At 62.4% G+C, this 26,062-nt stretch carries 25 protein-coding genes; 9 read left to right on the top strand and 16 right to left on the bottom strand.

The annotated features are described in order from the left end of the window. Positions 1–36: 36 nt before the first annotated feature. The 9 genes from ACZ6YA_RS25185 to ACZ6YA_RS25145 all read right to left on the bottom strand — a co-directional run bounded on the left by ACZ6YA_RS25185 (position 37) and on the right by ACZ6YA_RS25145 (position 11,608). Positions 37–1,317 (bottom strand): TRAP transporter large permease, encoded by a 1,281-nt coding sequence (locus ACZ6YA_RS25185; protein ID WP_465900360.1) that lies wholly within the window; start codon positions 1,315–1,317, stop codon positions 37–39. Further along, positions 1,318–1,845 carry a TRAP transporter small permease gene (locus ACZ6YA_RS25180; RefSeq protein ID WP_465900359.1) on the bottom strand — a complete coding sequence of 176 codons (528 nt, stop codon included), beginning with the start codon at positions 1,843–1,845 and terminating at the stop codon, positions 1,318–1,320. Between the two features lie 67 nt (positions 1,846–1,912). Next, positions 1,913–2,884, bottom strand: coding sequence for a TRAP transporter substrate-binding protein (locus ACZ6YA_RS25175; protein ID WP_465900357.1), 972 nt, complete (start codon positions 2,882–2,884; stop codon positions 1,913–1,915). A gap of 65 nt (positions 2,885–2,949) precedes the next feature. Continuing rightward, entirely contained in the window at positions 2,950–3,825 is an 876-nt protein-coding gene (locus ACZ6YA_RS25170) for a glucurono-1,5-lactonase (protein WP_465900355.1), read from the bottom strand. A gap of 29 nt (positions 3,826–3,854) precedes the next feature. After that, entirely contained in the window at positions 3,855–4,661 is an 807-nt protein-coding gene (locus tag ACZ6YA_RS25165; RefSeq protein WP_465900353.1) for an NAD-dependent epimerase/dehydratase family protein, read from the bottom strand. 127 nt (positions 4,662–4,788) lie between these two features. Next, the gene (locus ACZ6YA_RS25160) at positions 4,789–6,030 is read right to left on the bottom strand and encodes an OprD family porin (RefSeq protein ID WP_465900351.1); all 1,242 of its coding nucleotides are present in this window, start codon (positions 6,028–6,030) and stop codon (positions 4,789–4,791) included. A gap of 790 nt (positions 6,031–6,820) precedes the next feature. Next, positions 6,821–8,071, bottom strand: a complete 1,251-nt coding sequence (locus ACZ6YA_RS25155; RefSeq protein ID WP_465900349.1) for a ribonucleotide-diphosphate reductase subunit beta — start codon at positions 8,069–8,071, stop codon at positions 6,821–6,823. 383 nt (positions 8,072–8,454) lie between these two features. Then, positions 8,455–8,589 carry a hypothetical protein gene (locus ACZ6YA_RS25150; protein ID WP_465900348.1) on the bottom strand — a complete coding sequence of 45 codons (135 nt, stop codon included), beginning with the start codon at positions 8,587–8,589 and terminating at the stop codon, positions 8,455–8,457. 139 nt (positions 8,590–8,728) lie between these two features. After that, positions 8,729–11,608 carry a ribonucleoside-diphosphate reductase subunit alpha gene (locus ACZ6YA_RS25145; protein WP_465900346.1) on the bottom strand — a complete coding sequence of 960 codons (2,880 nt, stop codon included), beginning with the start codon at positions 11,606–11,608 and terminating at the stop codon, positions 8,729–8,731. A 722-nt stretch (positions 11,609–12,330) separates the two neighbouring features. On the opposite strand from ACZ6YA_RS25145, the gene ACZ6YA_RS25140 reads away from it, so the two are divergent. Together ACZ6YA_RS25140 and ACZ6YA_RS25135 are read left to right on the top strand one after the other, a co-directional pair. Next, positions 12,331–13,029, top strand: coding sequence for a response regulator (locus tag ACZ6YA_RS25140; RefSeq protein ID WP_465900344.1), 699 nt, complete (start codon positions 12,331–12,333; stop codon positions 13,027–13,029). Further along, on the top strand, positions 13,026–14,633 hold the full coding sequence (locus tag ACZ6YA_RS25135) for an ATP-binding protein (protein ID WP_465900342.1): 1,608 nt from the start codon (positions 13,026–13,028) through the stop codon (positions 14,631–14,633). Before ACZ6YA_RS25140 ends, ACZ6YA_RS25135 begins: the two co-directional genes overlap by 4 nt. 3 nt (positions 14,634–14,636) lie before the next feature. Here ACZ6YA_RS25135 and ACZ6YA_RS25130 read toward each other — a convergent pair whose 3' ends face one another. Next, entirely contained in the window at positions 14,637–15,338 is a 702-nt protein-coding gene (locus ACZ6YA_RS25130) for a 4'-phosphopantetheinyl transferase family protein (RefSeq protein WP_465900340.1), read from the bottom strand. A 64-nt stretch (positions 15,339–15,402) separates the two neighbouring features. Further along, a complete protein-coding gene (locus tag ACZ6YA_RS25125) occupies positions 15,403–16,197 on the bottom strand; it encodes a dienelactone hydrolase family protein (protein ID WP_465900338.1) in 795 nt (264 codons plus the stop codon). A gap of 129 nt (positions 16,198–16,326) precedes the next feature. On the opposite strand from ACZ6YA_RS25125, the gene ACZ6YA_RS25120 reads away from it, so the two are divergent. The 4 genes from ACZ6YA_RS25120 to ACZ6YA_RS25105 all read left to right on the top strand — a co-directional run bounded on the left by ACZ6YA_RS25120 (position 16,327) and on the right by ACZ6YA_RS25105 (position 20,717). Continuing rightward, positions 16,327–16,932 carry an outer membrane protein gene (locus ACZ6YA_RS25120; RefSeq protein WP_400804446.1) on the top strand — a complete coding sequence of 202 codons (606 nt, stop codon included), beginning with the start codon at positions 16,327–16,329 and terminating at the stop codon, positions 16,930–16,932. Positions 16,933–17,079: 147 nt separating this feature from the next. After that, positions 17,080–17,757, top strand: a complete 678-nt coding sequence (locus ACZ6YA_RS25115; RefSeq protein ID WP_465900336.1) for a response regulator — start codon at positions 17,080–17,082, stop codon at positions 17,755–17,757. Continuing rightward, positions 17,754–19,100: an ATP-binding protein gene (locus ACZ6YA_RS25110; RefSeq protein WP_465900335.1), complete on the top strand. Its 1,347-nt coding sequence runs from the start codon at positions 17,754–17,756 to the stop codon at positions 19,098–19,100. Before ACZ6YA_RS25115 ends, ACZ6YA_RS25110 begins: the two co-directional genes overlap by 4 nt. A 294-nt stretch (positions 19,101–19,394) precedes the next feature. Then, on the top strand, positions 19,395–20,717 hold the full coding sequence (locus ACZ6YA_RS25105) for a dicarboxylate/amino acid:cation symporter (protein ID WP_465900333.1): 1,323 nt from the start codon (positions 19,395–19,397) through the stop codon (positions 20,715–20,717). Between the two features lie 151 nt (positions 20,718–20,868). Here ACZ6YA_RS25105 and ACZ6YA_RS25100 read toward each other — a convergent pair whose 3' ends face one another. Both ACZ6YA_RS25100 and ACZ6YA_RS25095 read right to left on the bottom strand, forming a co-directional pair. After that, positions 20,869–21,363: a SprT family zinc-dependent metalloprotease gene (locus ACZ6YA_RS25100; protein ID WP_400804454.1), complete on the bottom strand. Its 495-nt coding sequence runs from the start codon at positions 21,361–21,363 to the stop codon at positions 20,869–20,871. A 138-nt stretch (positions 21,364–21,501) separates the two neighbouring features. After that, positions 21,502–22,101: a Yip1 family protein gene (locus ACZ6YA_RS25095; protein ID WP_465900331.1), complete on the bottom strand. Its 600-nt coding sequence runs from the start codon at positions 22,099–22,101 to the stop codon at positions 21,502–21,504. 263 nt (positions 22,102–22,364) lie between these two features. On the opposite strand from ACZ6YA_RS25095, the gene ttcA reads away from it, so the two are divergent. Together ttcA and ACZ6YA_RS25085 are read left to right on the top strand one after the other, a co-directional pair. Further along, entirely contained in the window at positions 22,365–23,189 is an 825-nt protein-coding gene (gene ttcA, locus ACZ6YA_RS25090; protein WP_403133480.1) for a tRNA 2-thiocytidine(32) synthetase TtcA, read from the top strand. Positions 23,190–23,193: 4 nt separating this feature from the next. Beyond that, complete coding sequence (locus ACZ6YA_RS25085; protein ID WP_465900329.1) at positions 23,194–23,865, top strand: DNA-3-methyladenine glycosylase I; 672 nt, start codon at positions 23,194–23,196, stop codon at positions 23,863–23,865. Between the two features lie 120 nt (positions 23,866–23,985). Here the strand turns inward: ACZ6YA_RS25085 and ACZ6YA_RS25080 are convergent, their stop codons facing one another. The 3 genes from ACZ6YA_RS25080 to arsC are packed head-to-tail and all read right to left on the bottom strand — an operon-like array spanning position 23,986 to position 25,347. Next, complete coding sequence (locus ACZ6YA_RS25080) at positions 23,986–24,399, bottom strand: DUF2069 domain-containing protein (protein WP_465900327.1); 414 nt, start codon at positions 24,397–24,399, stop codon at positions 23,986–23,988. Beyond that, positions 24,392–24,997 (bottom strand): NAD(P)H:quinone oxidoreductase, encoded by a 606-nt coding sequence (wrbA, locus tag ACZ6YA_RS25075; protein WP_465900326.1) that lies wholly within the window; start codon positions 24,995–24,997, stop codon positions 24,392–24,394. The genes ACZ6YA_RS25080 and wrbA overlap by 8 nt, the downstream gene beginning before the upstream one ends. Continuing rightward, a complete protein-coding gene (gene arsC / locus ACZ6YA_RS25070) occupies positions 24,994–25,347 on the bottom strand; it encodes an arsenate reductase (glutaredoxin) (protein WP_400804464.1) in 354 nt (117 codons plus the stop codon). Before arsC ends, wrbA begins: the two co-directional genes overlap by 4 nt. A gap of 85 nt (positions 25,348–25,432) precedes the next feature. Here arsC and ACZ6YA_RS25065 point away from each other — a divergent pair, with 85 nt between their 5' ends. Beyond that, entirely contained in the window at positions 25,433–25,897 is a 465-nt protein-coding gene (locus ACZ6YA_RS25065) for a TlpA disulfide reductase family protein (RefSeq protein WP_465900325.1), read from the top strand. Positions 25,898–26,062: the final 165 nt, after the last annotated feature.

Below are 26,062 nucleotides of genomic sequence, written 5' to 3'. Positions count from 1 at the left end.
AATCAATGGGCCGCACAGCGGCCCCGATTACGACAACTACAAAACCACGCTCGGCAACCACAGCGAAATCGCCGGAATGTAGGTCACCATCATCAGCACCAGGAACAGCGCCAGGTAGAACGGCAGCAACGCTTTCACTGTTGCCTCGATGCTCACCTTGCCAACCGCCGAGCCGACGAACAGCACCGCACCCACCGGCGGCGTAATCAGCCCGATGCCGAGGTTGACCAGCATGATCATGCCGAAGTGCACCGGGTCGACGCCGATACCCGTAATCACCGGCAGCAGGATAGGCGTGAGGATCAGGATCAGCGGCGCCATGTCCATCACCGTGCCCAGCAGCAGGAGCATGAAGTTGATGCACATGAGGATCACGTAGCGGTTATCCGACAGGGTCAGGAACGCTGTGGTGATCTTCGACGGGATCTGCATCAGCGTCATTACGTAGCCGAAGCTGGCAGCGAAGCCAATGAGGATCATCACGATCGAGATGGTACGCACGGTGCGGTGCATCAGCTTGGGCAGGTCGCGCCACTTGTAGTCGCGGTAGACGAACATGGTCACGAAGAACGACCACACCACCGCCACTGCCGCCGACTCGGTGGCGGTAAATACGCCCGAGAGGATACCGCCGAGGATGATCACCATGGCCATCAGCCCCCACAGCGCCTCACCGGCGATCTTCAGCGCCTGGCGCAGCGGGATCACCTCGCCCTTGGGGTAGTCGCGCTTCTTCGCGAAGATCAGGCACAGCCCCATCATCACCGCGCTCAGCAACAGCCCGGGCATGACCCCGGCCATGAACAGCGAGGCAATCGACACCGTGCCGCCCGCCGCCAGCGAGTACAGCACCGAGTTGTGGCTGGGCGGGGTCAGCAGCGCCTGCACCGAGCCGCTGACGGTCACCGCCGTGGAGAACTCGCGCGGATAGCCCTTGCGCTCCATTTCCGGGATCAACACCGAACCCACCGACGCAGTATCGGCCACCGACGAGCCGGAGATCGCGCCGAAGAAGGTCGAGGCCATGATGTTGACCAGCGACAGCCCGCCGCGCACGAAGCCCACCAGCACCCCGGCAAAGGCCACCAGCCGCCGCGACATGCCACCTTCGGCCATGATCGCCCCGGCCAGCACGAAGAACGGGATCGCCAGCAGCGAGAATTTGTTAACCCCACTGGCCACCTGGATCATCATCGCCTGCAGCGGGATATCGATGTACCAGGCGCCGATCAGCGCCGAAAGGCCCAGCGCATAGGCCACCGGCATGCCGATGAGAATGAGCACGATGAAGCTGCCCAACAGAATGAACGCATCCATTTACGCCGCTCCTTCGTTTTCTTCGACCAGGTCGAAGCGCACCACCTTGCGCTGGCTCTGATCGCCCAGCAGGAGTTTTTCCAGCACGAAAATCAGGGTCAGTACGCCACCCACCGGGATCGGCGCGTAGGTCATGCCAACCCGCACGCCGGGCAAAGAGGCCAGCGACTGGTTCCAGGTGGTGATGCACAGTTTGGTGCCGTACCAGGTCATGAACACGCACACCAGAATCATGAGTATTTGCACCAGCAGGGCGACCAGGCGGCGCTGCAGGGGTGGCAAACGGTCGGTGATCATGCCTACCGCCATATGCGCCCCAGCACGGTAGCTGGCGGCGGCGCCGACGAAGGTGAACAGCACCATCAACAGGATCGATACTGGCTCCGGCCAGCTGGAGCCGGTGCCGAGCACGTAGCGGGCAAAGATGCCCCAGGGGATGATCAGCGACATGGTCAGGATCGACAGGCCGGCGATCCAGATACAGCCGCGGTACAGCGTGTCGTTGACGCGCAGGAATTGCGTTTTCATAGGCATCACCAAAGCGGCAGGGCGATGGGCGTCGCACTGCCGAGGTCATCTTGGAAGGGGGCCGGGATTACTGGACCGCGTCGATACGCTTCATCAGGTCGGCATACTGCGCGCCGTACTTTTCACGCACCGACGCGGTGGCTTCGTAGAACGGCTTCTTGTCGACGCTGATGAACTCAACGCCCGCGGCCTTGAGCTTCTCTTCACTGGCGGCGGACTTGGCGTCCCACAGCGCGCGCTCTTCCATCTGCGCTTCGCGGGCGACCTTCTTCACCAGCACCTGCTGCTCTGGGGTGAGTTTTTCCCAGGTGGTCTTCGACATGACCACCGGCTCCGGCAGGATCAGGTGGCCGGTGAGGGTGTAGTACTTGGCGCTCTGGAAGTGGTTGTGTTCAAGCAGGGTCGGCGGGTTGTTCTCGGCACCGTCGATCACCCCGGTCTGCAGCGCGCTGAAGATCTCGCCAGTGTCCATGGCGATGCCGTTGCCGCCCATGGCGTTCATCATGTCGATGAACAGCGGGTTGCCCTGCACACGGATCTTCATGCCCTTGAGGTCTTCCAGGCTGCGCACCGGTTTCTTGGTGTAGATGCTGCGCGAGCCGCCGTCCATCCAGGCCAGGGCCACCAGGTTGAATTCGGAATTGGTGATCTTGTCGAGGATCTCCTGGCCGATGTCGCCGTCGATGATCTTGCGCATGTGCTCATGGTCGCGGAACACGAACGGCATGTTGAACACGTTCACATCCGGTACCACCGGGCCGACGATCCCCAAGCTCACGCGGGTCATCTGCACGGCGCCGATCTGCGCCTGCTCGATCACTTCCTTCTCCGAGCCGAGCACGCCACCGGCGAACATCTTGAAGGTGATTTCGCCATTGCTGGCGGCTTCGAGCTTCTTGCCCATGTTCTGTTCGGCGACCACGGTCGGGTAGCCGGCCGGGTGTATCTCGGCGAACTTGATGTCCAGCGCGTGGGCCGGCAGGGACAGGCTGAAGGCGAACGGGAGTGTGGCGAGAAGCAGCTTGCGTTTGAACGTCATGATGAAACTCCGTGTTTTTTATTATCTGGTTTCGGTCGTGTCGGTGCAGGTGCGGCAGTGTGTGTTCAGCCCCGCCAGGCAGGTTCCTCCAGGCCTTTGACGCCAAGCTCGAAGGCAAATACCCCACCGGCCAGTGGCTGGTCGCTGAGGTCGATGCCCGCAGGGCGGATCGAGGTGACGAACAGGGTGTCCAGTCGGGCGCCGCCAAACGCGCACATGGCAGGCTTTTTCACGGGCACGTTGAGTGAGCGGTCGAGGCGACCGTGCGGGGTGAAGCGGTGCACCTGGCCGGCGTCATTGCCGCAGATCCAGTAGCAACCGTCCTGGTCAATGGCAGCGCCGTCCGGGCGGCCAGGGAAGGCCCGCATGTCGACGAACAGCCGCCGGTTGTAGGGTGTGCCGCTGTCAATGTCGTAGTCGAACACCCAGATCTTCTGCACGTTGGGGTGCGAGTCGGACAGATACATGCGCGTGCCGTCTGGGCTGAAGGCCAGGCCATTGGGCACGATCATGTCTTTCAGTTGCAGGTGCAGCGCGCCTTCGCCATCGACCCGGTACAACGCGCCGACGTGGGCGCCTTGCTGCATGTCCGTCAGCATGCTGCCGGCCCAGAAGCGGCCTTGGCGGTCGCAGCGGCCGTCGTTGAAACGCATGCCGGGTTCCGCATGATCGACACTGCACAGCAGGCGGCTATCGAGGCTGCCGTCGGCGGTGGTCTGCAGCTGGAAGATGCCGCTTTCCATCCCCGCTACCCAGCCCAGGTCGCTGCGGGCGATGCAGGCGATCATCTCGTCGCCTTGCCAGACCTGGTGCGCGCCATCCTGCCAGCGGTGCAGTTGCCGGGCAGGGATGTCGACCCAATACAGCGCCTGTTCTTCGGGGTGCCACACGGGGCTTTCGCCGGTACCGTTACGGGCATCGACGATCAGTTCACAGTGCATGCTGGAGCCTCCTGACAAAGCGTTTGAGGTCAGTCGAACGGCCCGGCGGCAACAAAGGCGCCGCCCTGGTAGACCATGCTCGGGTCGTTGGCAGCTGGCGCCGGTTGGGCTTCCACGGCTTCGCGGAATACCTCTGAGGTGTCTTTAGGCTGGTAACCCAGGTGCTCGGCATGGCGGTTGTCCCACCACACCGTGCGGTTGTCGGACGCGCCATAGACCACGGTGTGGCCCACGTTTGCGGTGAACAGCCCGCGCTCGATCAACTGGGTGAGGTCGTCATAGCTCAGCCAGGTGCACAGCATCCGCGGATTCTGCGGTTGCGGGAACGACGAGCCGATGCGGATGCTGACGGTTTCGATGCCGTAGCGGTCGAAGTAGAAGCTGGCGACATCCTCGCCGTAGCATTTGGACAGGCCGTAGTAGCTGTCGGGACGGCGCAGGGCGTGAGCATCGATGTGCTGGTCCTGGCGGTAAAAGCCGATCACGTGATTGGAGCTGGCGAAGATGATGCGTTTGACCCCGTGCCTGCGCGCCGCCTCGTAGATATGGAATACGCCGCAGATGTTGGGGCCGAGAATGTCCTCGAAGGCATGCTCGGTGGACACGCCGCCGAAATGGACGATCGCATCGACGCCTTCGACCAGCGCATGGACTGCAGCCTTGTCAGCGAGGTCGCAGGGGGTGACTTCTTCATGCGGCCCAGCAGCGGGGGCCATGGGGGCGATGTCAGAAAGGCGCAGCACTTCGGCGCAGCCGCTCAGGCGTTGGCGAAGGACCTGGCCCAGGCCGCCTGCCGCTCCAGTGAGAAGCAGGCGCTTGAAGGGGGTGGTAGTCATGGCAATCTCGTTGTTGTGTTTTGTTGTAGGTTGTCGTATGACTGTGCTGGATTATCGGCAGTGGTTTACCTACCTGTCAATGTCGCGGGGTCTGCATTTCGTCACTGCCTGGTGACAATCCCGCTGATTACAGAAGCGACAACGGGTAATTGAAAATCAGCCGGTTCTCATCGAATTCATTGTTGCTGTAGTCCCGCCGTATCGAGGAGTTGCGCCATTTCACGCTCAAGTCCTTGAACGGGCCGCTCTGGATTACATAGGCCAGCTCCGACTCCCGCACCCATTCCTTGCCGTCGGTCACCGCCCCGGTATGGACGTCCTGGCCGCTGATATAGCGGTTCATCAGGGTCAGCCCCGGCACGCCGAGCGTGACGAAGTTGAAGTCATGCCGTATTTGCCATGAGCGTTCGTTGGCGTTGTCGAAGCTGGAGTTGTAACTGTCGTTGGCCAAGGTCCCGCCGCTGGTGCCGTTGACGCGCATCCAGGTATCGCCATCGACCTTCTGCAGGCCCACCCAGAACGTGCTGCCGCCATACCTGGCCGAGAACATCCCCGAGTAGGTCTTGTTGTCCAGCTTGCCAGCCCGCTCGGCGCCGTCCTCGCCACCGTTGAAGTAGCCCAGGTTGGCGCCGAAGGTCCAGCTGCCCACCGGCTGGCTGTGGCTCAGTTGCAGGTACTGCTGTTCGTAGACGTCCTTGAGCACCGCATTCCACAGCCCAATCAGGGTGCGGTCCTGGTTGAATTTGTATTCGCCGCCAACGAAGTTGAACCGGTCCGACAGCCCACCGCCATAGCTCATGTCGTCCATGCTCGCATCGTTGCGCGGGCTGTTGCCGCGGAACTGCCCGCCATACAGCGTCAGCCCGGAAATTTCGCTAGACGTGACCTGGCCACCGCGGAAGGTCTGCGGCAGCGAGCGGCCATCGTCGGAGCGCAGGATCGGCAGCACCGGCATCCACTCGCCGATCTTCAGTTCGGTCTTGGAGATCCGCGCCTTGCCTGCCACCGCCAAGCGCCCATAGTCATCTGCCGGCCGCCCATCGTCATGCCTTGGCAGCAGCGCCGTGCCATAGGTGCCGCCACCGCCGTCGAGCTTCACCGACCACAACCCCAGCACGTCCACGCCAAAGCCGACCGGCCCTTGGGTGAAGCCCGAGCGGGCATCGAGGATGAAGCTCTGTGTCCACTCTTCGGCTTTGCTCTGCGGGTTGGCAGGGTTGGTGAAATTGCGGTTGATGTAGAAGTTGCGCAGGCCCAGCGTGGCCTTGCTGTCCTCGACGAAACCCTCGGCCAGGGTTGCGCCCGGTACAGCGCCGAGCAGGCCGGCGCCGAACAGCGCGAAGGGTAGGGTTCTTTGGCAGATTTTCATTATTGTTGTGCTCCACAAAAGGGTGTAGCTGCCCGTCCACCGGGCACGCAAAGGCGGCCTGCGGCAGGCGCGGGTGGGTAACGGGCCGGTCAAGGCCGGAGAGGGTGAAACAGGGCTACGGCGTTAGGTGGCCGTGGGTGCTGAAACGAGAGGAAGTGAAAGGCGTGGGTATGGCGTGATGGATGTCGACATGGGGACTCGTCCGCTGATTGTTGTTTTTGTTATGTGTTGTCGTACAACTTTGGCGATTTTTAGCAAGCACTGAAGGGGATGTCAACGCTTGCTGGGGCATGGAAAGTGAGATGCCGCCTAGGATTTCAAACGTTTCAACCAGCAGGCGCTCTAGCTCGGGCCTCATTCAGATGTTTGGGACATACTACGACTAAAGTCGGTACTGGCTGAATCTGCGTGAGTGTCATTGATGGCGTTCCCAGAAATGCACTCTATACTTGCTCAAGGCCTCGCCCTCGACCACGTAGACTGGCAAGTCCAGTCCCGGCACAAGGCAACAGGTTGTGCCGTACCCCCTTGTCGGCGTGGGCGGGGCCTCTATCTGTTCGTCCCAGGGCGCTCAATGCAGTAGCAACTGTCTTGCCCAAAATTCAAATCAACGCAATCCCTGTGGTAGCAATGTCGTGCCCAAATTTGAGAGGCCTGCGCGGTCTTCTGTGGGAGAGGGCTTGCCCGCGAACACAGGCGAAGCCTGTGTCATCCATTGGGGTTATCACGCTATGCGAGCCAATAAAAAAGGCTGCCATTCGGCAGCCTTCTCAATGTTCAGCCCGGACGATCAATCCCAGCTCAACGCCCCACCCGTCTGATACTCGATCACTCGCGTCTCAAAGAAGTTCTTCTCCTTCTTCAAGTCCATGATCTCGCTCATCCATGGGAACGGGTTGGTAGTCCCCGGGTACTCTTCCTTCAGGCCAATCTGAGTCAAACGACGGTTGGCGATGAACTTGAGGTAGTCCTCCATCATCGCCGCGTTCATGCCCAGTACCCCGCGCGGCATGGTGTCGCGGGCGTATTCGATCTCCAGCTGGGTCCCTTGCAGGATCATCTGGGTCGCTTCTTCCTTCATCGCCGCATCCCACAGGTGCGGGTTCTCGATCTTGATCTGGTTGATCACGTCGATACCGAAGTTCAGGTGCATCGACTCGTCACGCAGGATGTACTGGAACTGCTCGGCAACGCCGGTCATCTTGTTGCGGCGGCCCATGGACAGGATCTGGGTGAAGCCGCAGTAGAAGAAGATGCCTTCGAGTACGCAGTAGTAGGCGATCAGGTTGCGCAGCAGCTCTTTGTCGGTTTCGACGGTGCCGGTGTTGAATTCCGGGTCGGAGATGGCGCGGGTGTACTTCAGGCCCCAGGCGGCTTTCTTCGCGACCGATGGAATCTCGTGGTACATGTTGAAGATCTCGCCTTCATCCATGCCCAGCGATTCGATGCAGTACTGATAGGCGTGGGTGTGGATCGCCTCTTCGAAGGCCTGGCGCAGGATGTACTGGCGGCACTCCGGGTTGGTGATCAGGCGGTACACGGCCAGGGCCAGGTTGTTGGCGACCAGCGAGTCGGCGGTGGAGAAGAAGCCGAGGTTGCGCATGACGATGCGGCGCTCGTCTTCGGTCAGGCCGTCCTGGCTCTTCCACAGGGCGATGTCGGCGGTCATGTTGACCTCTTGCGGCATCCAGTGGTTGGCACAGCCGTCGAGGTACTTCTGCCAGGCCCAGTCGTACTTGAATGGCACCAGCTGGTTGAGGTCGGCGCGGCAGTTGATCATGCGCTTTTCGTCAACGGCGACGCGGGCCGAGGAGCCTTCCAACTCGGCCAGGCCTTCGGCGATGTCGAGGTCGTTCAGCGAGGCTTTGGCACGCTTAACGGCGTCGGAATCGGTGGCGACGACGGCACGGGCTTCCACGGCGGCGGCACCGCCGGCGCTGTCGAGCTTGTCGAGGGCGGTGGTGGCGCTGGCCTGTGCAGGGGTGTTGCCTTTGGCGGCTACTTCGCCGTCTTCGTTATCGAATTCGTCCCAGCTCAGCATGGTTTGGCTCCTGCTTGAGGGTCGCCCTGGGGCAACCGGTTGGATTTTAAGAATGTGATGCCTGACGCACGGCCAATGGGCAAATGGTCAACTCGAGAGGTTGACTCTCGTTACATCCGGGTTTGTGCCTGGCCAGGCCTCGGGGGAGGGGCCAGGAACTTGAATGGGTGCCCTTTTCAGAGGGGGCGCAGTATACCGGAAATCGCTTCCGATCGGGGCGCATGTCTTGCAGGCGAGGGTAATTTTTCGACCGCAGGATGCTACGGGGGGAGAGTGTAGCGCTAACCTATATGTTGTGCCAGGTTAATTTATCAGGCACACCATGTAGTGTTTTAGGTGCGAGCCCATCGCCCGATTATCAGCGATGGGCCGCGTTCAATCATTCACGGATTGCACTGCTTGCGCACCGTTTCGACCACATGGGTCTTGGGGTGCTTGCGGGCCTCTTCCACCGAGGTGAAACGCCCGGTTTCCGCATTGCGGCCAATCTTGCGAGTGATCACTTTCTTCCGCGCCATGAGGTACATCCTTATAGAGAGGTCCTGCCTTTGTACCGAGCCGCGGGTGCGGTGGGCAAAGGGCAAGATTTCTCAGGGATGCGGATACAAAAATGCCGCAAAGGGGCACCCGTGGGCACCCCTTTTGCGGCATCAGGCCTTACTGGCAGGCTTCGCAGTCAGGCTCGTCGATCGCGCAGGCCTTCGGCACTGGGGCTGGGCCCGCCGCCTGGACCGGGGCGCTGTCGCCGCCGCTGGAAACGGCGTTGAGCTTGCCGGTGTTGATGGTCGACTTCTCGGTGCTGGTCGCGGCCAGGGCACGGAGGTAGTAGGTGGTTTTCAGGCCACGGTACCAGGCCATGCGGTAGGTCACGTCGAGCTTCTTGCCCGATGCGCCAGCGATGTACAGGTTCAGCGACTGGGCCTGGTCGATCCACTTCTGACGACGCGAGGCGGCATCGACGATCCACTTGGTCTCGACTTCGAACGCGGTGGCGTACAGGTCTTTCAGCTCTTGCGGGATACGCTCGATCTGCTGCACCGAACCGTCGTAGTACTTCAGGTCGTTGATCATGACCGAGTCCCACAGGCCGCGGGCCTTCAGGTCGCGCACCAGGTACGGGTTGATCACGGTGAACTCGCCCGACAGGTTCGATTTCACGTACAGGTTCTGGTAGGTCGGCTCGATGGACTGCGACACGCCTGTGATGTTGGCGATGGTCGCGGTCGGCGCGATGGCCATGATGTTCGAGTTACGAATACCTTTCTGCACGCGGGCACGGACTGGCGCCCAGTCCAGCGACTCGTTCAGGTCGACGTCGATGTACTTCTGGCCACGGGCTTCGATCAGGATCTGTTGCGAGTCCAGCGGCAGGATGCCTTTGGACCACAGCGAACCCTGGAAGGTCTCGTAGGCGCCGCGCTCGTCGGCCAGGTCACACGAGGCCTGGATGGCGAAGTAGCTGACCGCTTCCATCGACTTGTCGGCGAACTCGACGGCAGCGTCGGAACCATAGGCGATGTGCTGCAGGTAAAGCGCGTCCTGGAAGCCCATGATGCCCAGGCCAACCGGCCGGTGCTTGAGGTTCGAGTTACGCGCTTGCGGCACCGAGTAGTAGTTGATGTCGATCACGTTGTCGAGCATGCGCACGGCGGTGTTCACGGTGCGTTGCAGCTTGGCGGTGTCCAGCTTGCCGTCGACAATGTGGTTCGGCAGGTTGATCGAGCCCAGGTTGCAGACCGCGATCTCGTCCTTGTTGGTGTTCAGGGTGATCTCGGTGCACAGGTTCGAGCTATGGACCACGCCCACGTGCTGCTGCGGCGAACGCAGGTTGCATGGGTCCTTGAAGGTCAGCCATGGGTGACCGGTCTCGAACAACATCGACAGCATTTTACGCCACAGGTCTTTGGCCTGGATGGTCTTGAACACCTTGATCTTGTTGTACTCGGTCAGGGCTTCGTAGTACTCGTAGCGCTCTTCGAAGGCCTTGCCGGTCAGGTCGTGCAGGTCTGGCACTTCCGATGGCGAGAACAGGGTCCACTTGCCGTCATCGAAGACGCGCTTCATGAACAGGTCAGGGATCCAGTTGGCGGTGTTCATGTCGTGGGTACGACGGCGGTCATCACCGGTGTTCTTGCGCAGCTCGATGAACTCTTCGATGTCCAGGTGCCAGGTTTCCAGGTAGGCACACACGGCGCCTTTGCGCTTGCCACCCTGGTTCACGGCAACGGCGGTGTCGTTGACCACTTTCAGGAACGGCACGACGCCCTGGGATTTACCGTTGGTGCCCTTGATGTAGGAGCCCAGTGCACGCACAGGGGTCCAGTCGTTGCCCAGGCCACCGGCGAATTTCGACAGCATGGCGTTGTCGTGGATCGCGTGGTAGATGCCCGACAGGTCGTCCGGCACGGTGGTCAGGTAGCAGCTCGACAGCTGCGGACGCAGGGTGCCGGCGTTGAACAGGGTCGGGGTCGACGCCATGTAGTCGAAGGACGACAACAGGTTGTAGAACTCGATCGCGCGGGCTTCTTTGTCTTTCTCTTCCAGCGCCAGGCCCATGGCCACACGCATGAAGAACACCTGTGGCAGCTCGAAACGCACGCCATCCTTGTGGATGAAGTAGCGGTCGTACAGGGTCTGCAGGCCCAGGTAGGTGAATTGCTGGTCGCGCTCGTGGTTGATCGCCTTGCCCAGTTTTTCCAGGTCGAAGTCGGCGAGGGCCGGGTTCAGCAGCTCGAACTCGACACCCTTGGCGACGTAGGCCGGCAGGGCCTTGGCGTACAGCTCGGCCATCTCGTGGTGGGTGGCGCTGTCGGCCACTTCGAGGAAGCCCAGGCCTTCGGCGCGCAGGGTGTCCATCAGCAGGCGGGCGGTGACGAACGAGTAGTTCGGCTCGCGCTCGACCAGGGTGCGGGCGGTCATCACCAGGGCGGTGTTGACGTCCTTGATGGCCACGCCGTCGTACAGGTTCTTCAGGGTTTCGCGCTGGATCAGGTCGCCATCGACTTCGGCCAGGCCTTCACAGGCTTCGCTGATGATGGTGTTCAGGCGCGCCATGTCGAGCGGCGCCAGGCTGCCGTCGGCCAGGGTGATGCGGATGCTTGGGTGTGGCTCGACCACAGCGTCGGTGTTGGCGCGAGTGGCGCGCTCTTTTGCGCGCTGGTCGCGGTAGATCACGTAGTCACGGGCAACTTTCTGCTCGCCGGCACGCATCAGGGCCAGTTCGACCTGGTCCTGGATTTCCTCGATGTGGATGGTGCCACCCGATGGCATGCGACGCTTGAACGTGGCGGTGACCTGCTCGGTCAGGCGCGCGACGGTGTCGTGGATGCGCGACGAGGCAGCGGCGGTGCCGCCTTCAACTGCGAGGAACGCCTTGGTGATGGCCACGGTGATCTTGTCGTCGGTGTAGGGGACGACAGTGCCGTTGCGCTTGATCACGCGCAGTTGACCCGGGGCGGTGGCGGCCAGATCCTGGTTGGATTCGGCGGCCTGCGGCGCCTGGGCCTGCGGGTTCTCGCGAGTTGTGTCGGTTTGCATGGGTGGGTGTCTCCACAGTTTCTATAGTGTTCAGGCGCCTTATGGGCGCCCACCGTTCCGTCCACTTGCTCGATGGCCCGGGCGGGGATGCGGCATGCGCGCGCATCCGTCCGCTCGGGCGTACCGACTTCGGGACAGACTCAGGAATAAGGGGCAATAGCTTGCCGCTCCCTGGCCGAAGTCAAATGCTGTTGGTGCTGGACCAAAGCTGTTGCTCTCAATGCTTCCGCTGGAGCGGTTTGGCTGGTGAAACCACGTAAAGTTCTGCCAGAAAAATCTCTTGAATTTCTGCTCGCAGTGGTGTTGGCATTTTCGGTGTAAACCCAACATCTAGTGGTTCGCTGCGCTGGGGATACAAGATAATGCGGTACAGGGGGCATTGCAAGACGAACGCCTGTGGATAACTTGTGCGTACTTTGTGAGTGAAAGGTGGGTAATCGCTGTAGGCCTAGTCCCAAGTGGTTTGCACTATTTTTCTGTGGCTCGCTGCTCTGAGGCTGTTTTTTGGATGGCCAGCCCTTGTAGAAGAAACGCTTCAGTCGTGGGCACCTCCGGGCGGGTTGGCACTGTCGGGTGCTGGACGTAGTATCGGCAGGCATACCAAGCGCATGTCGACAGGTTACCTGCGTTCTCTAGATCGAGCGCCGCGCGGGCGGCGCTCGATCTCAAGGGCGCAGGCAATCGATCGCCCTACACCCGAGAACAACAAAAAGGCAAAGGCCATGGATCAACCGACACACCGCATCCTCATCGTCGAAGATGACCAGCGCCTCGCCGAACTGACCGCCGAATACCTGCAGGCCAACGGCTTCGAAGTAGCAGTCGAGGGTGATGGCGCTCGCGCCGCCCGGCGTATCGTCGACAGCCAGCCAGACCTGGTGATCCTCGACCTGATGCTGCCCGGCGAAGATGGCCTGAGCATCTGTCGCCGTGTGCGCGGCCAATATACCGGTGCCATCCTCATGCTCACCGCCCGCAGCGATGAGCTTGACCAGGTCCAGGGCCTGGACCTGGGTGCTGACGATTACGTGTGCAAGCCCGTGCGCCCGCGCCTGTTGCTGGCGCGTATCCAGGCCCTGTTGCGGCGCAGCGAACCGGTGCAAGGCAAGCGCCAGGCACTGGTTTTCGGCGCGCTGCGCATCGACAACCGGCTGCGCGAAGCCAGGCTTGGCGAGCAACTGATCGAACTGACCGGCGCCGAGTTCGACCTGCTCTGGTTGCTCGCCAGCAATGCGGGGCGGGTGCTGTCGCGCGAGCAGATCTTCACCGCGCTGCGTGGGGTCGGCTACGACGGCCAGGACCGCTCCATCGACGTGCGGATCTCCAAGATCCGCCCCAAGATCGGTGACGACCCGATCCACCCACGGCTGATCAAGACCCTGCGCAGCAGGGGTTATCTGTTCGTCGGCGATGCGCCATGAACAACTCGATCTTCCTGCGCATCTACGGCGGCATGCTCGCCGTACTGGTGCTGGTGGCCCTGCTCGGCGTGCTCAGCCTGCACCTGGTCAACGAAGTCCGCGCCGCCCAGCACCGCGAGCGCCTGGCCCAGGGCACCTTCAGCCTGATGGCCGACAACCTGGCGCAACAAAATGAAACCGAACGCAAGCGCTCGTTACTGATGTGGGAGCGCCTGCTCGGCGTGCCGCTGGATTTGCAACCGATGTCGGCGCGCACCCTCGACGGTGGCCAGCGCGCGCGTTTGTATCGCGCCCTGGTGGTGGTGGAGAAGACCGGGCCACACGCCGCGCAGGTGTTGCGCAAGGTCGGCCAGGAAGACCTGCTGCTGGTGGCTGAGGTCAAGCAGGTCAGCGAGCAGCTGGCGCGCGCCACGCTGTATTTGTTGACTGATGAATTGGTGCGCTATCCCGTGACGGAGCAGCAGCAGCGCCTGGCGGACTTGAAGCAGAGCAAGGGCTTCGGTTTCGGCGTTGCCTTGCAGCGCCTGGAACGGGTCGGCCTGGACGATGACCAGCGCAGGCGGGTAGAGGAGGGCGACACGGTCATGGCCTTGGGCAAAGATGGCGACTCGGTCCGCGTGTTCGCTGGCGTGCCGGGCTCACCCTGGGTGCTGGAAATCGGCCCGCTGTATCAGCTCAATCCGTATCCGCCGCAGTTGCTGGTGTTGATCGCCTTTCTCGGCCTCTGCCTGATCGGCCTGGTGGTGTACCTGCTGGTGCGCCAGCTTGAGCGGCGGGTATCGGGATTGGAGGTCGCTGCCACGCGCATCGCCCAGGGCAGCCTGGAAACCCGCGTGCCCGCCGGTGATGCCGACTCGGTGGGGCGGTTGGCGGCGGCATTCAATGGCATGGCCGAACACCTGCAGCGTTCGTTGAACATGCAGCGCGAGCTGGTGCGGGCGGTGTCCCACGAGCTGCGCACGCCGGTGGCGCGTCTGCGTTTTGGCCTGGAAATGATCGAAAGTGCGACGACCGAGCAAGCCCGGGCCAAACATCTGGCCGGCATGGACGGTGACATCCAGGACCTGGACAAGCTGGTCGACGAGATGCTGACGTATGCCCGCCTCGAACAGGGCGCGCCAGCGTTGAAATTCCAGCGCGTCGACCTGGATGCCCTGCTCGACCGGGTGATCGAGGAACTGGCACCCCTCAATGCCCAGGTTCGGCTGGTGCGCGGCGCCTGTCAGCTGCCGGACGGCGAACTCCCCTGGGTCGAGGCCGAGCCGCGCTACCTGCACCGCGCCTTGCAGAACTTGGTCAGCAATGCCTTGCGCCATGCCGGGGCTGAGGTACGGCTGAGCTACCAGTTGGGTCAGCAGCGCTGCCGTATCGATGTGGAAGATGACGGGCCGGGCATTCCCGAAGGTTACTGGGACCGCATCTTCACGCCCTTTACACGCCTGGACGACAGCCGCACACGGGCCTCGGGCGGGCATGGCCTGGGCTTGTCGATCGTGCGGCGAATCATCTACTGGCATGCGGGCCGAGCCACGGTGGGTCGCAGCGAAGCCCTGGGCGGTGCTTGCTTCACCCTGAGCTGGCCACGTGAGCAGGCACCGCTGTAGAGGTTAAACGCTGACCAGGCTGAGCAGGTGGTCATCCTGGACACAGAACTGGCCTTGCAGCTCGACGCCGTGATGCCATTCGGCCGACAAGTCAGTGAGCAGGCGCAGGCGCGCCTGGCCATCGGCCGACCAGTGCAGCACTTCGGCATGCTCGAAGTAGAAGCGCTGATGGGTCAGAGGGAAGAGCGTCTTGAACAGGCTTTCCTTGAGCGAGAACGTCAGGGTCACCGCCAGGCTCAGATGGCTGCGGTCCAGGCGTTCAAGTTCCGACGGCGTGAGGATTTCGCCCATCAGGCGTTCGGCGCGTTCCTCGTCAAGCAGCGTTTCCTGGTCCAGGCCCAGGCCGCGGCAGCGACCTTGGGCGGCAACCACGGCAGCGGCCCAGCCCTTGCCGTGAGTGATGGAACCGTGGATACCGGCAGGCCAGATCGGTGAGCGGTCATCATGGGTGCCGGGCACGTAGTCGCGGCCGTCCAGGCGTTGCAGTGCGGCGCGGGCGCAGACGCGGCCGGCCAGGTACTCGGCCTGGCGCTTGGCCACCGAGCGTTGCAGGCTGGCGCTGGGGGCGATGCCGGCACGCTGGAAGTCGTCGGCCGCCAGCCGGCCGGGGTCGAAGGCGCAGCTGACCAGCACTGCGCCTTGCACTGGGCGGGGCAGGGGCCAGTGGTGCTGAAGCGGGTCACAGCAGGAAGGCAGTCTGTTCATGGCGGCTATTGTGCCAGCCGTTGCGGCTGTGTGGGAGTGGGGCCGCAAAGCGGCCCTGGCGTCTTTACTTGAACACTTGCTTGAAGAACGCCTGCATATCCGCCCACGAACTCTCGTCGGCTGTCTTGCTATAGCCAATGTCCGGGCCACCATGGCCAGCGTGGCTCAGGCGGTCGGCATCCGGGTTGGTGAAGCCATGCTTGGCTCCAGGAATGCTGACGAACTGGTAGTTGACTTTGGCCGCATCCATCTCCGCCTTGAACGCGGTCACCTGCTCTTCAGTGACCATGCTGTCCGCCGCGCCGTGCTCCACCAGAACATAAGCTTTAACCTTGCCCGGTTGGGCCGGCGTCTGTGTCGCCAGCGCGCCATGGAAGCTCACCACGGCATCGAGCTTGTCCACGCCCCGCCGTGCGGCATCGAGCACCACCTTGCCGCCAAAGCAGTAACCGACGGCACCTAGGCTGCTCTTGTCGGTGTTGGGCTGTAATTTCAGCAGGTCCAGGCCGGCATCGAAGCGCTTGGCGGCAGCCGCCGGGTCTTTCATCGCTTCGGCCATGAACGCCTGGGCATCCTGCGGATGTTCGGTGTGCTTGCCGTCGCCATACATGTCGATGGCCAGTGCGCTGTAGCCCAGGGCCGCCAAGTCCCGTGCACGGCGCTTGGCATAATCATTCAGCCCCCACCATTCATGCACGACCACGATGCCGGGGCGTTTGCCCTCTATGGCATCGTCGTAGGCGTAGTAGCCGATCAAGCGTTTCCCGCCTTCGTCCTGGTAAGGAATTTCTCGGGTCACTACTGCCGCCTGCGCTAAAGCGGCGCTGCACATCAGGGTCAAAGCCAGCAGGCCACGCATGTTCATTACTCCTTGTTTTGCAAACGGTTCGTTCAGCCCCGGTTCAGCCAGGGTTCAGCCGCGGTTCAGGGCGTCCTGCTTACTCTAGCTTCCAGACACAAACAGCGCATCCAACTGGAGTAACCTGCCATGAAAACCTTCAACACCTTGCTTGCCGCCATGGCCGTCTGCGCCGCTGGCATGACCACCGCCCAGGCTGCCGACGACAACTTCGCCAGCCTCACCTACGGCCAGACCAGCGACAAGGTGCGCAAGTCCGGCCTGCTGCAACGCAACACTGACAACCTGAACGCCGATGGCATCATCGGCAAGGACGATACCTGGGGCGTACGCCTGGGCAAGATCAATGACCAGGGTCGCTACTACATGACCTATGACAATGTCTCGGGTGACCACAGTGGCCTCAAGCTGCGCCAGGAAAACCTGCTCGGCAGCTACGACCTGTTCCTGCCGGTGGGCGATACCACCAAGCTGTTCGGCGGCGGCAGCCTGGGCATGACCAAACTGACCCAGGACTCGCCAGGTGCCAGCCGTGATACCGACTATGGCTATGCCTACGGCCTGCAGGCGGGTGTGATCCAGGACATTACCGACAAGGCCTCGGTCGAGTTGGGCTACCGTTACCTGCGCAGCAATGCCGCGACCGAGGTGGGGCAGAGCGGGGGGCCGAAAGACGGCACCCTGCGCCTGACCAGCAGTGCCCAGACTTACCTGTCGGCGAACTACAAGTTCTAAGGTAGGGCAGGTTAATCTGTGCCGGCCTCTTCGCGGGCAAGCCCGCTCCCACAGATACTCCACAGCCTTCAAGTACTGTGGGGTATCTGTGGGAGCGGGCTTGCCCGCGAAAGGGCCGTACAGGCAACACAGAAACAGGAGAATCAAATGAAACTGCTGGTGGTCGAGGACGAAGCCCTGCTAAGGCACCACCTCCACACACGCCTTGGCGAAAGCGGTCACGTAGTCGAGGCGGTAGCCGATGCCGAAGAGGCGCTGTACCAGGCCGAGCAATTTCACTTCGACCTGGCCGTGATCGACCTGGGCCTGCCCGGCATGAGCGGCCTGGAGCTGATCGGCCGCCTGCGCAGCCAGGCCAAGAGCTTCCCCATTCTCATCCTCACCGCCCGCGGCAACTGGCAGGACAAGGTCGAAGGCCTGGCCGCCGGTGCCGATGATTATCTGGTCAAGCCTTTCCAGTTCGAAGAACTCGAAGCGCGCCTCAATGCCCTGCTGCGCCGCTCCAGCGGCTTCACTCAGTCGACCATTGCCGCAGGCCCGCTGGTGCTGGACCTCAACCGCAAGCAGGCGACCCTGGACCAGCAGCCGCTGGCGCTGACTGCCTATGAGTACCGCATCCTTGAATACCTCATGCGTCATCACCAGCAGGTGGTCGCCAAGGACCGCCTGATGGAACAGTTGTACCCTGGCGACGAGGAGCGTGACCCCAACGTCATCGAGGTGTTGGTCGGCCGCCTGCGGCGTAAGCTCGAAGGCGAGCACGGCTTCAAACCGATCGATACGGTGCGCGGCCTCGGCTACCTGTTCACCGAGCGCTGCCGATGATCCGTTCGCTGCGCCTGCGCCTGATGCTCGCGGCGGCGGTGCTGGCGGTGCTGTTCATGCTGGCCCTGCTGCCGGCCTTGCAGAAGGCCTTCAGCCTGGCCCTGCAGGAATCGATCGAGCAGCGCCTGGCCTCGGACGTGACTACGCTGATTTCCGCTGCGCGCATCGAGCATGGCCAGTTGCAGATGCCCGCGCTGCTGCCGGACGAGCGCTACAATCTGCCGTATACCGGCCTGCTTGGCTACATCTTCGACCGCGACGGCAAGCTGGTCTGGCGCTCACGTGCCACCGCCGACCAGCACATCAATTATCAGCCGCGTTATGACGGGCGCGGCAACGAATTCGCCCGCATGCACCAGGATGATGGTGAAGAATTCTTCGTCTATGACGTCGAGATCAAGCTGCTCGGCGGCCAGAGCGCCGCCTACAGCATCGTCGCCTTGCAGCCCGTGCGTGAATACAAGCAGACCCTCGATGGCCTGCGCGAAAAGCTCTACCTCGGTTTCGGCGCAGCATTACTGGCCCTGCTGACGTTGCTCTGGGCGGGCCTGACCTGGGGCCTGCGGTCTTTGCGACGGTTGAGCCGCGAGCTGGACGATGTGGAATCCGGCGCACGTGATGGCCTGAGCAGCGAGCACCCCCGTGAACTGCTGCGCCTGACCGGCTCGCTCAACCGCCTGCTGCGCAGCGAGCGCGAGCAGCGCCAGCGCTACCGCGACTCGCTGGGCGACCTGGCGCACAGCCTGAAGACCCCGCTGGCGGTGCTGCAGGGCGTGGGGGAGAGCATGCAGCAGCGTGCCAGCGAGCGCGATCAGGCGCGCGTGCTACAAAGCCAGATCGAGCGCATGAGCCAGCAGATCGACTACCAGTTGCAGCGCGCCAGCCTGCGCAAAAGCGGCTTGGTGCGCCACAGTGTGCAGCTACGCCCGGTGGTGGAGAGCCTGTGCAGCACCTTGGCCAAAGTCTATCGCGACAAGCGCGTCGAGGTGCTGCTGGAGGTACCCGCGCAGGCACAGGTACCGATGGAGCAGGGCGCGCTGCTGGAGTTGCTGGGCAACCTGCTGGAAAACGCCTACCGGCTGAGCCTCGGGCAGGTACGGGTCAGCTTGCTGGACGCGACTGGGCAACTGACGTTGTGTATCGAGGATGACGGGCCGGGAGTGCCGGCGGGCCAGCGTGAGCGGATCCTTGAGCGCGGCGAGCGGTTGGATCGTCAGCACCCGGGGCAAGGGATCGGCCTGGCGGTGGTCAAGGACATCGTCGACAGCTATGACGCCGAGCTGAGCCTGGATGATTCGCCGTTGGGTGGGGCGGCTTTCCGGATTACCTTCCAGCTTCACTGACCGTGATGCGGGCGGATTTCCGCCAAGCACCCTGTACAAAACCCGCCACCAGGCGGAAACCCGCCATCATTCCTCTGAAAGTTCGCCCCGTCGTTGGGCATTGAACCCATGCAAACACAGCCTTTGCACCCTTCATGGGCATTTTGGCATCGCCCTTGCTATCTGAGTTGGCAGAGGCCTGCCCAGGCAGCTCGAACACAACGACAAATCCCTCCGGGTGCAGGAGGGTTAGCGATTCAGGTGCCCACGACACCCTGGGAAGGGTGAAGCCGGCACACTTGAGGAAAATGAGCCATGACGACCCGTCAGCCGCTGTACAAATCCCTGTATGTCCAGGTGATCGTTGCCATCACCATCGGCATCCTGCTTGGCCACTTCTATCCGGAAACCGGCGTTGCCCTCAAACCCTTGGGTGATGGTTTCGTCAAACTGATCAAGATGGTCATCGCGCCCATCATCTTCTGTACCGTGGTCAGCGGCATCGCTGGCATGCAGAGCATGAAATCGGTCGGCAAGACCGGCGGCTACGCGCTGCTGTACTTTGAAATCGTCTCCACCATCGCCCTGATCATCGGCCTCGTGGTCGTCAACGTGGTCAAGCCGGGCGCTGGCATGCACATCGACGTCAGCACCCTGAACGCCAGCAGCGTGGCCGCCTACGCCGCCGCCGGCGCGCAGCAGACCACCGTTGGCTTCCTGCTCAACATCATCCCCAACACCGTGGTCGGCGCGTTCGCCAACGGCGACATCCTGCAAGTGCTGATGTTCTCGGTGATCTTCGGCTTCGCCTTGCACCGCCTGGGCAGCTACGGCAAGCCACTGCTGGACCTGATCGACCGCTTCGCCCATGTCATGTTCAACATCATCAACATGATCATGAAGCTGGCCCCGGTCGGTGCCTTCGGCGCCATGGCCTTCACCATCGGCCAGTATGGCGTGGGTTCGCTGGTGCAGCTGGGCTACCTGATGGCCTGCTTCTACATCACCTGCGTGCTGTTCGTGCTGGTGGTGCTGGGCGGTATCTGCCGCGCCCACGGCTTCAGCGTCCTGAAGCTGATCCGCTACATCCGTGAAGAACTGCTGATCGTGCTGGGTACTTCGTCCTCGGAGTCGGCCCTGCCACGCATGCTGGCCAAGATGGAGCGCCTGGGCGCGAAGAAATCGGTGGTTGGCCTGGTGATCCCGACCGGTTACTCGTTCAACCTGGACGGTACCTCGATCTACCTGACCATGGCTGCGGTGTTCATCGCTCAGGCCACCGACACCACCATGGACATCACTCACCAGATCACCCTGCTGCTGGTGCTGCTGGTGGCCTCCAAAGGTGCTGCTGGCGTCACCGGTTCGGGCTTCATCGTGCTGGCTGCGACCCTGTCCGCTGTGGGCCACCTGCCGGTTGCCGGCCTGGCGCTGATCCTGGGTATCGACCGCTTCATGTCCGAAGCCCGCGCCTTGACCAACCTGATTGGCAACGCTGTGGCGACCGTGGTGGTGGCCAAGTGGGTCAATGAAATGGACGACGACAAGCTGGCCTCGGAACTGGCTTCCGGCGGCGCGCCGCTGGCTGATACCCGTCCTACCGACGACCTGGGCGTGGCTGAAGGCCCGGCGCGTTGAGTGTGATGCGGTAAACAAGAAGGCGACCCTCGGGTCGCCTTCTTTATGTCTGAAGCTTTTGTTGGGTCAGTGCCGGCCTCTCGCGGATAAATCCGCTCCTACAGGTACGCGCTATGCCTGTAGGAGCGGATGCATCTGCGATGGGGCCGGATCATTCAACCCGAGTCTCACCGCTGTACACCAAAATCTCCCGACACCGCCGGCATAGATACCGCCGTCCCTGATGCACCAGCTTGTGCCGCTGCGCGGTAAACGGGAAGTCACTCTGCGGGCACGGGCATCGGTAGATATAGCGTGTCACCACGCGCCGGCGCACTTCATAGTTGTGGCAACGATTCGGCGGCAGCTCATACACCCCGCGCATGATTAGCTGCCACTCCTCGCCATGGGCCTGAATACGGTCGCCGAACAGTTGATGGGCCACCAGATGCGCAACCTCGTGGGCCACTGTCTGGCGCAGGAAGTCATCCTGATTCTCGCGATACAACTGCAGGTTGAAGCGCAGCAGGTTTTCATGAAGGTGGGCGACGCCGGCCTTTTGGCCGCGCAGTTTGAAGCTGACTTCCGGGCGCGGGAAGGGGCGTTTGAAAAAGCTTTCAGCTTGCTGGTAACAGGTTTCGACGCGTTGTTTGAGCAGCTCGGGCATAACGGGTTAAGTCTCCTGACCAGGCATTATGCCGCAAGCCTCGGCAGACTGCCGAGCCACCGGTCAGCACACAACCAGAGGCCGCCTTGCGGCGGCCTCTGGTTTGATGCCCCAGTGTTGGTTTTGTGTTTTTGAACGCTAGTTGGTGTAGACGGGCCCCACGCCCAGTCCCCAGATGATCACGGTGGCAGCCATGATCGCTACCAGTACCACCAGGCCCACCGCCAGCACCGAGCTGGAGAACAGGAAGCCTTCATCGGACGGTATGTTCATGAACGTCGGCAAGCCGACATAGAGCAGGTACACGGTGTAACAAATCGCTGCGGTGCCCACCAGCATGCCCAGCCACAGGTGCGGGTACAGGGCGGCCAGCCCGCCGAGAAACAACGGGGTGGCGGTGTAGGTGGCAAAGGCGATGCACTGCGCCATGGACGGGTTGGCGTCGTAGGTGCGGGCCATCCAGTGAATGAACGCGCCCATCACCGCCACCCCGGCGAGCATCGCCAGGTAGGACATGATGCTCATCCACACCGCGCTTTCCATGGTCAGCATGACCGCCGGGCGGGCTCCGATCACCCAGCCGACCTGGGTGGTGCCGATGAATGCCGAAATGGCGGGAATTGCCGCCAGGATCAGCGTGTGCGTCAGGTACATGTGGCTGATGCTTTCTTCTTCCCCACGAATTTCCCGCCATTCCTGGTCGGGATGGGTAAACAGCCCCACAACGTGATGAATCATGCCGGTCACTCCTCTCAATGTTGCCAACCGCCCCCCAGATGGAGCGCAAGCGGCCCGAGGCCAGGGCACCGAAGCAAAGCGGTAATGTGGCCTTATGTCGCAGTATAGGAAGCGGTTACCGGCACAAACCCTGCTTTTTAGAGCAAATTGCACTGTCGGCCCGGCTGCTGATTCCCTTGAAGTCTTTATCGGAATCCCTACAGCTGCGCCAGGTTTGTGCGTAAAATAGCCGCCTTTTGTCACACCTCGCGGATCCAAGCGCTATGGGCACCCTCTCGGTCAACCAGAACAAACTGCAAAAACGCCTGCGTCGCCTCGCCGGCGAAGCCATCACCGACTACAACATGATCGAGGATGGCGACAAGGTCATGGTCTGCCTGTCCGGCGGCAAGGACAGCTACACCATGCTCGACGTTCTGTTGCACCTGCAGAAGGTGGCACCGATCAAGTTCGAGATCGTCGCGGTGAACATGGACCAGAAGCAGCCGGGGTTCCCCGAGCATGTGCTGCCGGCCTACCTCAAGGAGCTGGGCGTCGAGTACCACATCGTCGAGAAGGACACCTACTCGGTGGTCAAGGAGCTGGTACCCGAGGGCAAGACCACCTGTTCGCTGTGCTCGCGCCTGCGCCGTGGCACCCTGTACACCTTCGCCGACGAAATCGGCGCGACCAAGATGGCCCTGGGGCACCACCGCGACGACATCGTCGAGACGTTCTTCCTCAACATGTTCTTCAACGGCGCGCTCAAGGGCATGCCGCCGAAGCTGCGCGCCGATGACGGCCGCAACGTGGTGATCCGCCCGCTGGCCTACTGCAACGAGAAGGACATTCAGGCCTACTCGGACATGAAGGAGTTCCCGATCATTCCGTGCAACCTCTGCGGTTCGCAGGAAAACCTGCAGCGCCAGGTGGTCAAGGACATGCTGGTGGAGTGGGAGCGCAAGCATCCGGGCCGTACCGAAAGCATCTTCCGCGCGATGCAGAACGTCGCCCCGTCGCAGTTGGCCGACCGCAACCTGTTCGACTTCACCAGCCTGAAGATCGACGAAAGCGCCACGCCGCGCTTCCTCGACGTGGTGAACATCTGAGCCCATGCGCGATTATCAGTGGCTGCACGCGTATTGCTTGAACCGCTTCGGCTCGGCCCAGGCGCTGGAAGCCTTCCTGCCGCAGCCGCGCACGCCGGCGCAGTTGCGCGACATCACTGACGACCGCTACCTGTCGACCCTGGCCCTGCGCGTGTTCCGCGCCGGGCTCAAGCACAGCCTGGTGGATGCCAAGTGGCCCGCGTTCGAGCAGGTGTTCTTCGGCTTCGACCCGGAGAAGGTGGTGCTGATGGGGGGCGAGCACCTGGAGCGGTTGATGCAGGACGCGCGCATCATCCGCCACCTGGGCAAGCTCAAGAGCGTGCCGCGCAATGCGCAGATGATTCTTGATGTCACGAAGGAGAAGGGCAGTTTCGGCGCGTTCATCGCCGACTGGCCGGTGACCGACATCGTCGGGCTGTGGAAGTACCTGGCCAAGCATGGCAACCAGCTGGGTGGGTTGTCGGCGCCGCGCTTCTTGCGCATGGTCGGCAAGGACACGTTCATCCCCACCGATGACATGGCCGCCGCGCTGATCGCGCAGAAAGTAATCGACAAGCAGCCGACCAGCCAGCGTGACCTGGCATTGGTGCAGCAGGCGTTCAATCAGTGGCACGCCGAAAGCGGGCGGCCGCTGTGCCAGTTGTCGGTGATGCTGGCGCATACCGTCAACCATTGAGATCTGTGTAACCCCATTCGCGGGGCAAGCCGGATCGCCGGACCGCCACTCCCACAAAGTCCTTCACCAGCCTCGAATTCAGTGGGGGCTCTGTGGGAGCGGGCTTGCCCCGCGAAGGGTTCAACGCCCTTCGCCCGCCATGCGCCGCTCCTGCTGGAACTTCCAGCGCACATACAGCAGCGCACTGACAAACAACCCCAGGCTCACCAACGCCTCAACCCAGCCAAAAACCGCCCGCGCCGGGTCGAACGCCGCCAGCACGCCCTTGATGAAGTAGATATTCACCACGAAGCAGGTCCAGGCATGCGCCCGGGCGCTGCCCAGCAACATGCCCGGCAGCAGCAACAGCAGCGGCACCAGCTCGATCGCCAGGATCACCCCGACCCGTGCCCCGTGCAGGTTGGCAAACCACAGGTTGTTCACCGCCAGCAAGGCAATCAGGCCGAAATAGAACGCTAGGCTCAACGCCCGCGTCAGGCGCAGGCGCGGTGCCAGCCATTCCAGTGGCGGCAACACCTTAGGCTTCTTAGCCACGCGCGGCCTCCAGGGCCTTGGCGGTGCTCGCCAGGCGTTGGCCAAGGGCGCGGCACAGGGTGATTTCGTGGGGGTCCAGCTCACGCTTGCCATCGGCACCGGCATGGTGGCTGGCGCCATAAGGCGTGCCGCCGCCGCGGGTTTCGAGCAGCGCCGATTCGCTGTATGGCAGGCCCATCACCAGCATGCCGTGGTGCATCAGCGGCAGCATCATCGACAACAGCGTGGTCTCCTGGCCGCCATGCAGGCTGGCGGTGGAGGTAAATACGCCCGCGGGCTTGCCGACCAGCTCGCCGCCCAGCCACAAGCTGCTGGTGCCGTCGAGGAAGTATTTGAGCGGCGCGGCCATGTTGCCGAAACGGGTCGGGCTGCCCAGGACCAGGCCGGCGCAGTGGCGCAGGTCGTCGAGGGTGGCGTACAGCGCGCCGCTGGCCGGGATGTCCGGGGCCACGGCTTCACACTCGGTGGAGATCGCCGGCACCGTGCGCAGGCGTGCTTCCATGCCGGCCAGCTCGATGCCGCGGGCGATGTGCCGGGCCATTTCGCTGGTCGAGCCGTGGCGGCTGTAATACAGCACCAGGATGTACGGAGCAGTCACGGCAGGATCTCCAGCACCTTCTCCGGTGGTCGGCCGATCACCGCTTTGTCACCGGCCACCAGGATCGGCCGCTCGATCAACTTGGGGTTCTGCGCCATGGCGTCGATCAGTTGCGCGTCGGTCAGGGCCGGGTTGGCCAGTTCGAGTGCCTTGTACTCGTCTTCGCCGGTACGCAGCAGCTGGCGCGGGGCGATGCCCAGCTTGCCGAGCAGGGCCTTGAGCGTGGCGGCGTCTGGCGGGGTTTCCAGGTAGCGCACGATGGTCGGCGCCAGGCCGCGTGCTTCGAGCAGTTCCAGCGCGCCGCGGGATTTCGAGCAGCGCGGGTTATGATAGAGCGTCAGGTCAGTCATGTCGGGTCGCATCCAGCTGGGTGTGGCGGCTATTCTAACCGTAGCGACTGACCCCTTTGCTTGAAAACTTGATAAGGATTGACCCATGGCAAGGCGTTTGGCAGCAGTACTGGCCATCACCGCGAGCCTGTTGCTCGGTGGATGCGGTGCCGACTACGGCGTGGACCAACATGGCAACACGGTAAAGGCCGAGCAGATCGACGGGCACTGGCTGGTGCTCAACTACTGGGCCGAATGGTGCGGCCCGTGCCGTACCGAGGTACCGGAACTGAACACGGCGGCCAAGCAGTGGGCGGCCGACGGTATCAAGGTGCTGGGGGTGAATTTCGATGGCTTGCAGGGGCAAGAGCTGAAGCAGGCTTCCGACACCCTGGGCATCGGCTTTACCGTGTTGGCCCAGGATCCGGCCGAGCGTTACGACCTGCCCCGCAGCGAGGCGTTGCCGGTGACCTACATCATCGATGACAAGGGCAAGGTGCGTGAGCAACTGATGGGTGAGCAGACCCTGGAAGGGTTGCAGGCCAAGATCAAGGCGCTCAAGGGCGCCTGATTCGAAAAGCTTCGCGGGGCAAGCCCGCTCCCACAGGGGGATGTGTAAACCTCAAGATCAGCACTATTTCCCTGTGGGAGCGGGCTTGCCCCGGGTACAAACCGAAGACATCGTTTACATTTCAAACCGGGGACATTGTTTACAGGCTAATACGCATGATCAGGA

It is taken from the genome of Pseudomonas sp. NPDC090752 (genome assembly GCF_055584805.1).
This window is presented reverse-complemented; position numbering and strand designations above follow the sequence as displayed.